The sequence below is a fragment of the Hoyosella altamirensis genome (assembly GCF_014191505.1).
Lineage (GTDB): Bacteria > Actinomycetota > Actinomycetes > Mycobacteriales > Mycobacteriaceae > Hoyosella > Hoyosella altamirensis.
On record NZ_JACHWS010000004.1, the window covers coordinates 216,729 to 227,371 of the forward strand.

At 61.3% G+C, this 10,643-nt stretch carries 10 protein-coding genes; 9 read left to right on the forward strand and 1 reads right to left on the reverse strand.

From position 1 onward, the window contains the following. Window positions 1-12: 12 nt before the first annotated feature. The 9 genes from dnaK (at window position 13) to pyrE (ending at window position 9,935) form a co-directional block, all read left to right on the forward strand. Window positions 13-1,863: a molecular chaperone DnaK gene (gene dnaK / locus FHU29_RS20065; protein WP_064438369.1), complete on the forward strand. Its 1,851-nt coding sequence runs from the start codon at window positions 13-15 to the stop codon at window positions 1,861-1,863. Next, window positions 1,860-2,564: a nucleotide exchange factor GrpE gene (gene grpE, locus FHU29_RS20070; RefSeq protein WP_064438368.1), complete on the forward strand. Its 705-nt coding sequence runs from the start codon at window positions 1,860-1,862 to the stop codon at window positions 2,562-2,564. The genes dnaK and grpE overlap by 4 nt, the downstream gene beginning before the upstream one ends. Before the next feature lie 45 nt (window positions 2,565-2,609). Further along, window positions 2,610-3,794: a molecular chaperone DnaJ gene (gene dnaJ / locus FHU29_RS20075; RefSeq protein WP_064438367.1), complete on the forward strand. Its 1,185-nt coding sequence runs from the start codon at window positions 2,610-2,612 to the stop codon at window positions 3,792-3,794. Next, on the forward strand, window positions 3,791-4,216 hold the full coding sequence (locus tag FHU29_RS20080; protein WP_064438366.1) for a heat shock protein transcriptional repressor HspR: 426 nt from the start codon (window positions 3,791-3,793) through the stop codon (window positions 4,214-4,216). The genes dnaJ and FHU29_RS20080 overlap by 4 nt, the downstream gene beginning before the upstream one ends. Window positions 4,217-4,339: 123 nt before the next feature. Next, window positions 4,340-5,047, forward strand: coding sequence for a TetR/AcrR family transcriptional regulator (locus FHU29_RS20085; RefSeq protein WP_064438365.1), 708 nt, complete (start codon window positions 4,340-4,342; stop codon window positions 5,045-5,047). Between the two features lie 130 nt (window positions 5,048-5,177). Next, window positions 5,178-7,733: an ATP-dependent chaperone ClpB gene (clpB, locus tag FHU29_RS20090; protein ID WP_064438364.1), complete on the forward strand. Its 2,556-nt coding sequence runs from the start codon at window positions 5,178-5,180 to the stop codon at window positions 7,731-7,733. A gap of 105 nt (window positions 7,734-7,838) precedes the next feature. Then, entirely contained in the window at window positions 7,839-8,510 is a 672-nt protein-coding gene (locus tag FHU29_RS20095; protein WP_064438363.1) for a type III secretion system chaperone family protein, read from the forward strand. Window positions 8,511-8,568: 58 nt separating this feature from the next. Continuing rightward, window positions 8,569-9,339: an SDR family NAD(P)-dependent oxidoreductase gene (locus FHU29_RS20100; protein WP_064438675.1), complete on the forward strand. Its 771-nt coding sequence runs from the start codon at window positions 8,569-8,571 to the stop codon at window positions 9,337-9,339. Between the two features lie 41 nt (window positions 9,340-9,380). Then, a complete protein-coding gene (gene pyrE / locus FHU29_RS20105) occupies window positions 9,381-9,935 on the forward strand; it encodes an orotate phosphoribosyltransferase (RefSeq protein WP_064438362.1) in 555 nt (184 codons plus the stop codon). A 132-nt stretch (window positions 9,936-10,067) separates the two neighbouring features. Here the strand turns inward: pyrE and FHU29_RS20110 are convergent, their stop codons facing one another. Beyond that, window positions 10,068-10,520 (reverse strand): hypothetical protein, encoded by a 453-nt coding sequence (locus FHU29_RS20110; protein ID WP_064438361.1) that lies wholly within the window; start codon window positions 10,518-10,520, stop codon window positions 10,068-10,070. Window positions 10,521-10,643: the final 123 nt, after the last annotated feature.

The window sequence follows — 10,643 nt, forward strand, 5'->3', positions numbered from 1 at the left end:
GAGGAGGAAACTATGGCGCGTGCGGTCGGAATCGACCTCGGCACCACGAACTCGGTTGTGTCGGTACTTGAGGGTGGTGACCCGGTCGTCATCGCGAACTCGGAGGGCTCTCGCACGACCCCATCGGTGGTTGCGTTCGCCCGTAATGGCGAAGTTCTCACGGGTCAGCCCGCGAAGAACCAGGCAGTCACGAACGTTGATCGCACGATCCGCTCCGTCAAGCGTCATATGGGCACTGACTGGAAGCAGGAGATCGACGGCAAGTTCTACACTCCGCAGGAGATCAGCGCCCGTGTGCTCATGAAATTGAAGCGCGACGCGGAAGCGTATCTGGGTGAGGACATCACTGACGCAGTGATCACCGTGCCCGCGTACTTCGAGGACTCGCAGCGTCAAGCGACCAAGGAAGCCGGGCAGATCGCGGGCCTTAACGTTCTTCGGATTGTCAATGAGCCCACGGCGGCCGCGCTAGCGTACGGCCTCGATAAGGCGGGCAAGGAACAGACCATCCTCGTCTTCGACCTCGGTGGCGGTACGTTCGACGTTTCGCTGCTCGAGATGGGCGACGGTGTCGTCGAGGTGCTCGCGACTGCTGGTGACAACCACCTTGGTGGTGACGACTGGGATCAGCGTGTCGTCGATTGGCTTGTCAACAAGTTCAAGATGCAGAACGGCATCGATCTCACCAAGGACAAGATGGCGATGCAGCGGCTCCGTGAGGCTGCTGAAAAAGCCAAGATCGAGCTGTCCTCGGGCCAGAGCACGACCATCAATCTCCCGTACATCACGGTCGATGCGGAAAAGAACCCGCTCTTCCTGGATGAGCAGCTGACGCGCGCGGAGTTCCAGAAGATCACCTCAGATCTGCTTGATCGCACTCGTGCGCCGTTCCAGCAGGTGATCAAGGATGCTGGTATGTCCGTTCAGAACATTGATCACGTCGTTCTCGTCGGCGGTTCAACTCGGATGCCGGCGGTGGCGGACTTGGTTCGCGAGCTGAGCGGCAAGGACGCCAACAAGGGCGTCAACCCCGACGAAGTGGTAGCGGTCGGTGCTGCTTTGCAGGCTGGTGTGCTGCGTGGCGAGGTCAAGGACGTTCTCCTCCTGGACGTGACACCGCTTTCCCTCGGTATTGAGACCAAGGGCGGTGTGATGACCAAGCTCATTGAGCGGAACACAACCATTCCGACGAAAAAGTCAGAAGTGTTCACCACCGCTGAGGACAATCAGCCCTCTGTACAGATCCAGGTTTACCAGGGCGAGCGTGAAATCGCGTCGCACAACAAGCTGCTCGGTTCGTTCGAGCTGACGGGTATTCCGCCCGCGCCGCGTGGTGTGCCGCAGATCGAGGTGACCTTCGACATCGACGCCAACGGCATCGTGCACGTGACCGCTAAAGACAAGGGCACGGGCAAGGAGAACAAGATCCAGATCCAGGGCGGCTCAGGCTTGTCCCAGGAAGAGATCGACCAGATGATCAAGGACGCTGAGGCGCACGCGGAAGAGGACAAGAACCGCCGCGAAGATGCCGAGGTCCGGAACCAGGCTGAGTCACTCGTCTACCAGACTGAGAAGTTCCTCAAAGAAAACGAGGAAAAGGTCGCTGGCGACGTCAAGACGAAGGTTGAGGATGCAATCAAGGGAGTCAAGGACGCTCTTGCTGGCACCGACACCGAAGCGGTGAAGTCGGCTGTCGAGAAACTGGGCACCGAGTCTCAGGCACTTGGCCAGGCGTTGTACGAGTCAGCTGCTCAGGATTCAGCTGCCGGTGGTGCAGCGGGTGCTGACCAGGGCCAGCCGGGTCAGGACGATGTTGTGGATGCCGAGGTTGTCGACGAGCCAACGGATAAGGACAACAAGTGACAGAACGAGAGGCACGTGATCAGGAACCGGTAACGATCACCGACAAGCGGAAGATCGACCCACAAACTGGCACGGTCCGATCATCTGACGCTGAGCAGGAAGTGGTTGATCCGGCCGACTCCTCAGCGGTCCCAACTGGGACCGCTGAGGGGGACGCCCCCGCCCAGGTGGCCGACGAAGACACCAGCGCGGGTGTCGACGTGGGGGAGGCTCCGTTCGAGGAACTCGCCCGCGTTGCAGCTCAGCTGGAGGAGCGGACGACAGACCTGCAGCGTTTGCAGGCGCAGTTTGCGAACTACAAGCGCCGTGTCGCGCGGGACGAGCAACTCGCGGCCGAGGCGGCACGGGCGAAGGTGCTGACCGAGCTACTAACCGTGCTCGATGATCTCGAGCGGGCTCGCGCCCACGGAGATCTCGACTCGGGCCCGCTCAAGTCCGTTGCTGACAAATTGCAGACGGTGCTCGTCGGTCAGGGCCTCGTACCGTTCGGCGCTGAGGGCGAAGACTTCGATCCCGAATTGCATGAGGCGGTTCAGCACGAGGGGGATGGCGCAGATCCGGTAATTGGCATGGTCTTGCGACAGGGGTATTCACTTGGTGACCGTGTGCTGCGGCACGCGATGGTGTCGGTCGTGGATCGCCCTTCGTCGCAGGACAAGGCTGACGCTGACGTGAGTGTCAGCTCGGCAGAGGAAGACTGAACCGCACAAAGATGGGCGGCATTACGGAGGAGGGAGGGACGCCCAGTGACACAGCGTGAATGGCTGGAGAAGGATTTCTACAAGGATCTGGGTGTCTCCTCAGACGCTTCCCAGGACGAGATCAAGAAGGCGTACCGCAAGCTGGCCCGCGGCCTTCATCCTGATGCCAACCCCGGCGACAAACAGACCGAGGAACGATTCAAAGCGGTTTCCGAGGCCTACAGTGTGCTGGCGGACCCAGCCAAACGGAAAGAGTACGACGAAGCGCGTCGACTCTTCGCTTCGGGTGGGTTCCGCCGCCGCGGTGGTTCGAGTGGCCGCAGCGGGTACGGCGGATTCGAACCAGGTGACACTGGGGTCAGTGGTGATTTCAACGTAGGAGATATCTTCGGAGGTGGGTCCGGGGGTCTGGGGGATATCTTCGACGGACTTTTCAATCGCGGCGCGGGACGGTCCGCTGCGACGAGCCGCCCGCGGCGCGGCAACGATCTTGAACTCGAGACGCGGCTGACGTTCCGCGACTCCGTGCTCGGTGCGGTCGTCCCACTGAAGTTGACGAGTCCCTCGTCCTGCACGACCTGCCACGGCAGCGGCGCGAAACCGGGTACGAGTCCGCGTGTGTGCCCGAACTGCAACGGCAGCGGAATTGTCAGCTCCAATCAGGGGGCATTCGGATTTAGTGAACCGTGTCTCGATTGCCGCGGTACGGGTTCGATTATCGACACTCCGTGTGTGGACTGCCGAGGGTCTGGGGTGTCCACTCGCACCCGAACCATTACCGTCCGCATACCCGGCGGTGTTGAAGAGGGGCAAAGGATACGGCTTGCCGGGCAGGGCGAAGCTGGCATGCGAGGTGCTCCAGCGGGTGACCTGTACGTCACCGTGCATGTCGATCCCCATCACGTCTTTTCGCGCTCGGGTAACGACATCACGTTGACGGTCCCTGTTGCATTTGCTGAACTTGCGCTCGGAACAACGGTTTCGGTGCCGACGCTGGAGGGCCGTGTGCGGGTGAAGGTCCCCGCTGGCACCGCGGACGGCCGGACCTTCCGTGTTCGGGGCAAGGGTGTGCACCGCAAAGATGGCACGGTGGGCGACCTCCTCGTGACTGTGAAGGTGGCCGTACCTCCGGAGCTTGGTGCCGACGCGGTTGAGGTGCTGGAGAAATACGCAGCCGCAGAACGGGCGAGCGGGTTTGACCCTCGCGCGGGTTGGGCAGGTGCGCAATGAACGAACGGTTAGACCCTCATGCTGGCGGTCAGCCTCGCGGTGATTCGCGAGGCTCCGCGGAGTCAAACGCTGCCCTTTTCGCGATCTCGGTGGCAGCTGAGCTCGCGGGAATGCACGCTCAGACGTTGCGTACCTATGACCGTCTAGGTCTGGTGACACCACACCGAACTACTGGCGGTGGGAGGCGGTACTCCCAGCGCGATGTCGAGCTACTGCGCGAGGTGCAGCGGTTGTCTCAGGAGGAGGGTGTCAATCTTGCGGGAATTAAGCGGATCATCGAGCTTACGAACCAGGTCGAGGCCCTACAGTCGCGACTGACCGAACTGATGGATGAGGTTGCGCGCCTGCGTCAGCGCAGAGGCGAACTGGTTCCGTTGCCGCGCAGTCAAGCGCTGGTTGTCTGGAAACGACGTCATCAATAAGCGGCTCGTCGTCACGCAAGCCGTCGGTGACTGTCAGTTAAATGAACTACAGCTGTTTAATGTGATATTCAACTCAATCCCTCCTGCTTGCCCCTAAGATTAGGGGCAAGCAGGAGGTGTGTCGTGCAAAATACCGACGTGATGAACAGTCGGGCGAATGGCAAACCGGGGCGACGAGGCCCAGGCGGAAAGCTGACGCGCGAGGCGATTGTCTCGGTAGCGCGCACTTTGATCGACGACGAAGGGCCTGACGCGCTTTCTATGCGCCGCCTCGCTGGAGTCGTCAACAGTTCACCGATGGCGCTCTATCATCACGTCGACGGTCGAGCGGACCTGTTGGCCGCGATCTTCGCGCAGATCTGCGATGAAGCGCCGCGCCCAGAGTTGCCGGACGACCCGATTGAAAAGATGGTCAAGCTGACCGTTCTCGCTCAGCGTCTGCTGCAAGACCACCCTTGGACACTTGAGATCCTCAGCACAGATTTGGCGCTGTGTCGCGAGACGCTTTGGTACGTCGAAGAGTTTCTCAGTGCGGCGTGCGAAGCAGGGTGTACCGAGAAACAAGCCGTGTCGATCTATCTGACGACCTGGAACCTGATTATTGGCAATGCGGTTATGCGGAAGAACAGGGAAGCTGCGCGAACGTCCAGTGAGGACGAGTTGCCTGCAACGTTTGACATAAACGATGCGGCGAATCTGCCCCGATGCCAGACGGTGATCAGTGACTGGCCAGGGCTGGCAGATGCTCATGATCTGCGTGGCGGGCTCGCACCGATGCTTGCGGCTCTGGTTAGCGAGGCGAGGGCGCCAGTCGCCGCTACGACTGGTTAGAGCCCCGCTCAGAACTTTCCCAGAGTTGAGTGGAACAGACTCAACCCTTTGTGCGTTGGAGTTATTAGGATCGGACGCGTCGCGCCGATCGTCTTCTGTGTAGCTTCAAGGTCACAAGGGGTGTCATCGCATGGAGTCCTTCTCGCCCACTACAAAAGTACAAGCAGCGTTGTCGACCGCGATGCAGGCGGCATCGGCGGCAGGTAACCCTGACATCAGGCCAGTACATATTCTTGCGGCGCTTTTAGACCAGGCCGATGGTGTGGCGGCGCCCTTGCTCAAAGCGGTGAATGCCGACCCAGGCAGCGTGCGGGCGGAAACTGCAGCCCTCACCGATCGCTTGCCCGTGGTAACTGGCTCGTCGGTGGCAACTCCGCAGCTCAATAGGGAGGCGCTCAGCGCGATCACCGCTGCACAGAAGCTAGCTACCGAGCTCGATGACGAGTATGTCTCCGCGGAGCACGTCCTCGTCGGGCTGGCTGAAGGCGACGGCGACGTCGCGCGGCTTCTGCAGCGCCACGGGGCGACGCCGCAGGCGCTGCGTGACGCATTCACTGCGGTTCGCGGAAATTCTCGAGTGACGAGTCCGGACCCGGAGGGGACCTACCAAGCGCTGGAAAAGTACAGCACCGACCTCACGAAACAGGCTCGCGAGGGCAAGCTCGACCCAGTAATCGGACGCGACACCGAAATCCGCCGCGTAATTCAGGTTCTTTCCCGCCGGACCAAGAACAACCCGGTACTCATCGGTGAGCCCGGCGTCGGTAAGACCGCGATCGTGGAAGGGCTCGCCCAGCGTGTTGTCGCAGGCGATGTGCCAGAAAGTCTGCGCGGCAAGACAGTGATCGTGCTGGACCTGGGTTCGATGGTGGCGGGCGCTAAGTATCGGGGTGAGTTCGAGGAACGGCTTAAGGCTGTTCTTGATGAGATTAAGAAGTCAGCAGGTCAGATCATTACGTTCATTGACGAGCTGCACACAATCGTCGGCGCTGGCGCCACGGGTGAATCGGCGATGGACGCAGGAAACATGATCAAGCCCATGCTTGCCCGGGGTGAGCTGCGCATGGTCGGCGCGACAACTCTCGACGAGTATCGGAAGTACATCGAAAAGGACGCGGCACTAGAGCGCCGATTCCAGCAGGTCCTCGTCGGTGAACCCTCGGTGGAAGACACCGTGGGGATCCTCCGCGGCCTAAAAGAGCGTTACGAGGTTCACCACGGTGTCCGGATCACGGATTCGTCGCTCGTCGCGGCGGCAACTCTCTCTGACCGGTACATCACGTCACGTTTCTTGCCCGACAAAGCGATTGATCTCGTGGACGAGGCAGCATCGCGGCTGCGGATGGAAATCGATTCGCGCCCGGTCGAGGTGGACGAGATTGAACGCTCCGTCCGGAGGCTCGAAATCGAAGAAATGGCCCTGACCAAAGAGACGGACGAGGGGTCCAAAGACCGCCTCGAAAAGCTGCGCAAGGAACTCGCTGACGCGCGCGAACGGCTTTCTGAACTCACCGCGAGGTGGCAGAACGAGAAGAAGTCGATCGAATCTGTCCGCGAAATCAAGGAACAGCTCGAGAATCTGCGCGGCGAGTCCGAGCGGGCAGAACGCGATGGCGATCTCGGCAAGGCCGCTGAGCTGCGCTACGGTCGCATCCCGGAGCTCGAGAAGCAACTCGAGGCTGCTGAGTCCGCGTCGCATGGCGGAGATTCCGGCGAGGTCATGCTGAAAGAAGAGGTCGGGCCTGACGATGTAGCGGACGTCGTGTCGTCCTGGACTGGCATCCCAGCGGGCCGTCTGATGGAAGGGGAAACCGCAAAGCTTCTCCGCATGGAGGACGAGCTACGCCACCGCGTCGTCGGTCAAGATAGTGCAGTCCAGGCGGTTTCTGACGCGGTTCGTCGCGCCCGCGCAGGTGTCGCGGACCCAGACCGTCCGACTGGATCGTTCATGTTCCTTGGGCCAACCGGTGTAGGCAAAACAGAATTGGCCAAAGCCCTCGCCGGCTTCCTATTTGATGACGAGCGCGCAATGGTTCGCATTGACATGAGCGAGTACAGCGAGAAGCACGCGGTGGCCCGGCTCGTGGGGGCGCCACCCGGATACGTAGGTTATGAAGCGGGTGGTCAGCTGACCGAAGCGGTGCGTCGCCGTCCTTATACGGTGGTGCTTTTCGATGAGATCGAGAAAGCGCATCCCGACGTCTTCGATATCCTGCTCCAGGTCCTCGATGACGGACGGCTCACTGATGGTCAGGGACGCACAGTGGATTTCCGGAACGCGATTCTCATCCTCACGTCGAACCTGGGTTCCGGCGGCAGCGACGAGATGGTTATGGCTGCGGTTCGGAGCGCGTTTAAACCGGAATTCGTCAATCGTCTCGACGACATTGTCGTCTTCAAGTCGCTTGCGCAGGATCAGCTGGAAGCCATCGTCGAGATTCAGCTGAGGCTGCTGCGTCAACGGCTAGCCGCGCGCCGCCTCGACCTTGCCGTATCCGAACGCGCACGTGAATGGCTGGCACGCCGCGGGTATGACCCGGTATACGGTGCACGGCCGTTGCGGCGGCTGATCCAGCAATCCATTGGGGACCAGCTCGCGAAGCTGATCTTGTCAGGGGTAGTCCACGACGGCGACACCGTGCCGGTGAATGTTTCCGTCGACGGGGAAAGCCTGGTTCTTGGCTAGCGAGTGCCATCGAAAGTCTCGAAACCGCAGCGAAAGCATTTCACCCTGAGTATTTGCTGAGGAGAAACCATAGCGGCGCTCTCAGCTGCAGCTACGATTGCCGCGATGGCTGTGATGTGGTTTCTCCTTGGTGGTATGGCCCTGATCGGGGCCATCATAGTGCTGCGCATCGACAGTCGCCGGCGGGCTTGGCAGAGAAAGGTGCGAAGCATCTGGGGTGCCCGCCGGGGGCTCGAGTTCACGCGCAAGGTGCCGCGTATTGCGGTGCAGTGGCGATTTGGCACAGTCGGTCGGCATACGCTGACCGACGGCCGCAATGTCGTCCAGGGGGTGCCCCGGTTGTCGCGTGAAGAGGGGTGCCAGGAATTGTTGTTCGACCTCGATGATGCTGCGACGATCCTGGCGTTCGAGGTGCCAATCGAAGCCGGGATCGCGTTCGAAGTAGTTCGGACTGACCCCGAAGGCCGCCCAGCACCTGCGATTGCCGCAAGGCCAGCTCCGGGCACCTCGCCAGTAGCTGTCATCGGCGAGTGGACCATCTACTCGGACGACGTCGATGCGGCGCGGCGTGCTGCTGACCTGAGGCTCGTCTCGTTTCTTGACGCTGTTCCAGCGTGCGTGGACGTGATCTGGGCTGAGGCTGACTGGGTGCTCGCAAGCATGAACCCGGGAATGAGCTGGGCAGAATGGGACGCGGCCGAAGAGTGGCTAACGAGGTTCGCGGGGCTGATGCGGGTTCTTCCGCCCGCCCGCGCGGTGGCAGTGCCCGTGGGATAGGTGGTCCGCAGCGTCTTGCCACGGGCTCCGTGGCAAGACGCGATATCCTGGCGCAATGATGCGACCAGTAGCGCTTGTGACGGGACCAACGTCGGGACTAGGTGCGGGCTTCGCGCATCGATTGGCCGCCTCAGGCTACGACCTCGTTCTGGTGGCGCGTGACGAAGAACGCCTCGAGCAGCTCGCCGCGGAACTCCGTGAAGAGGGCGCTCACTCGGAGGTGCTGCGTGCAGATCTCTCAACCGCTGAGGGTCGCGAAGCAGTGGTCACCCGTGCTCGTCAGGGAATCGACTTTCTTGTCAACAACGCGGGATTCGGGACCGCAGGTGAGTTCTGGACAGCCGACCCGGCGTTATTACAGGCCCAGTTGGACGTCAACGTCACGGCAGTCATGCAACTGACCCGGGCTGTCCTCCCTGAGATGATCAAAGCCGGCCGGGGATCGATCATCAACGTGGCCAGCGTTGCTGGCCTTCTCGCTGGCAGGGGGTCCACTTACTCGGCGAGCAAGGCGTACGTTATTTCCTTTACGGAAGGCCTCGCCGGCGGTCTGTCCGATACCGGAGTCAAAATCCAGGCGCTGTGCCCTGGATTCATCCGGACGCAATTCCATGAACGCGCTGGAATCGACATGGCATCCGTTCCCGACTTTTTGTGGCTTGACGTCGACTCTGTGGTGCGGACCAGCCTCGACGATCTCAGCAAGGGCAAAGTGATCAGTATTCCGGGGGTGCAGTACAGGGCGCTGACGGCTGTCGGCAAGATGATGCCAAAGTCCCTCGTGCGGCGGGGCGCGGGTGCCTTCGGGAAAGGCCGCGGACGAACCTAGTACGCTCTGTTCCGCCAGGCACCAGCGTTGAGGAGAGTCGATTGGCTGTCGATCAGAAGACCCGGGACGAACTAGCAGCTCTTATTCGGGATCGGGCAGTTGTGCACGGGCGGGTGACACTATCTTCCGGACGCGAAGCCGATTACTACATCGACCTGCGGCGCGTGACGTTGCATCACCGTGCCGCGCCGTTGATCGGTAAGGCGCTGCGGGAGCTCACAGCTGACTGGGACTTCGATGCTGTTGGCGGCCTCACGCTCGGAGCGGATCCTGTCGCTGCGGCCGTCATGCACGCTCCGGGGCGGCCGGTTGATGCGTTTGTGGTGAGGAAGGCCGCAAAGGCTCACGGCATGCAGCGTCAGATCGAAGGGCCGGAGGTCGAAGGGCGGCAGGTGCTGGTAGTCGAGGACACGACGACGACAGGTAATTCACCACTGACCGCTGTGGCTGCTCTCCGTAAGGCCGGTGCCGTCGTGGTCGGTGTCGCCACGGTCGTCGACCGAAACACGGGTGCGCGAGAGGTCATCGAGGCCGAAGGGCTGACATATCGGTCCCTGTTCGATCTCGAGGACATCTCGATCCTGTCACAAAAGTGATTCTCGCGGCCCTGAGATCTCTGCACGGCGCCGCGAATTTGTCACGAAAAGGCCAGTGTTCCTGTGCAGACTCGAGCGGGTTCCTACTCTGTAGTAATGACGCACTGTCAGCCGCAAGGTATTTCCGGACCGCTACGGCGGCCTGAGAATAATCCGGTCTCTGTTGCTGGGGTCAACCCGCACCGGGATCGTCTCCCCGGGCGCATACAGCTTCTCCTCGCCCTCAGCGATGTCGGTGACGAGGGTGCCGCTGTAAGGCTCCATCCCCGGGATGGTGATGTCGAGCGTGAGGGCAGTGGGACTGGTGCCGAAATGGTGTTTTGTTTCGACGGCGCGGACTCCAGCGACGGTCGCCCAGCCTTCGAGGCCTTCGTGCATGATCCTGCGATCGCGTCGCGTCGGGCGCTGCGCCCACGCCATGCCCGCACCGAGTGCCACCGCATACGCAGCGATCAGTCCGCCCATTTGCCAGCCCACGGTCTCCTCAGGCGAGCGTGGCGCGATGTGGGTAATCCACACGACCAGGATGACGACGTAGACCGCGGTGATTGATAAGACTGTGTGGGTTATGCGCGTATGGTTCATTGGCGCCTCCGGGCCCTCACTAGCAAGATTAGTCCGAAATTACTGGGATAAGCATCACAGGATGCCAACCAGGAAGGTGGGTGCGACGAACGTCCAGTAGGTTCCTCAGGGCAGAGCGTGCCG

Excerpts from the sequence above, each read along its gene's own strand:
- FHU29_RS20095 (WP_064438363.1), top strand. The coding sequence starts at position 7,839 with ATGGCTGTGATGTGGTTTCTCCTTGGTGGTATGGCCCTGATCGGGGCC.
- FHU29_RS20110 (WP_064438361.1), bottom strand. The coding sequence starts at position 10,520 with ATGAACCATACGCGCATAACCCACACAGTCTTATCAATCACCGCGGTC.
- FHU29_RS20080 (WP_064438366.1), top strand. The coding sequence starts at position 3,791 with ATGAACGAACGGTTAGACCCTCATGCTGGCGGTCAGCCTCGCGGTGAT.
- dnaK (WP_064438369.1), top strand. The coding sequence starts at position 13 with ATGGCGCGTGCGGTCGGAATCGACCTCGGCACCACGAACTCGGTTGTG.
- FHU29_RS20100 (WP_064438675.1), top strand. The coding sequence starts at position 8,569 with ATGCGACCAGTAGCGCTTGTGACGGGACCAACGTCGGGACTAGGTGCG.
- clpB (WP_064438364.1), top strand. The coding sequence starts at position 5,178 with ATGGAGTCCTTCTCGCCCACTACAAAAGTACAAGCAGCGTTGTCGACC.